This window comes from Bartonella sp. AP150HLJHH (assembly GCF_042196385.1).
Lineage (GTDB): Bacteria > Pseudomonadota > Alphaproteobacteria > Rhizobiales > Rhizobiaceae > Bartonella.
Genome location: NZ_JBHIQC010000128.1, coordinates 1 through 659 on the forward strand (window position 1 = coordinate 1; position 659 = coordinate 659).

Annotated in this window: 1 protein-coding gene; it reads left to right on the forward strand. The window is 43.6% G+C overall.

Annotation, left to right across the window (positions count from 1 at the left end; all coding sequences use genetic code 11):
* The coding region (locus tag ACFING_RS10060; RefSeq protein WP_375630834.1) for an ABC transporter substrate-binding protein at window positions 1-659 on the forward strand (659 nt) is incomplete at both ends.

Sequence of the window (659 nt, forward strand, 5' to 3'; positions counted from 1 at the left end):
GATCGTGAGACACTCATGAAACACGAAAAAGATGGTGATATGGGAAACCGGTATTTGGCAAGCCATTCTGCTTGCGTTGGTCCTTATCAGCTAGAGAGTTGGCGCCCTGGAGAAGGAATTTTGTTGCGTGCAAGCTCCAATTATTGGGGGGAGGCGCCTAAATTGAAGAAGATTTTAATTCGCCATGTTGCGGAACCTGGAACACAACGTTTATTGTTGCAAAAACACGATATCGATGTTGCACGTAATCTGATGCCAGAGGATTTGGCAGATCTCCAAGCAACAACGGATATTAAAGTTGAAAAAGTGTTGGCGCCCTCCATGATCATATGGGGATTTAATGCGACAAACCCTATTTTTGCCAATGAAAAAGTGCGTTTAGCGATGCGCTATCTTATTGACTATGAAGGACTCGGTAAGACTCTTCTCAAAGATGTTGGTATTCCACGTGCAAGTTTTATTCCTCTTGGTAATCTTGGAGCTTTGGATGAAAAAGAGGGACAACCCTTTAAACTTGATCTCCAAAAAGCAAAGCAACTTTTAACAGAGGCAGGTTATCCGGATGGTTTTGAGGCCAGTATTTTTGCCGGTGCCTCTCCTTATCCTTTTGCTTTGCCTATTGCTCAGTCTCTCCAAGACAATGCAAAAAAGGTGGGGGT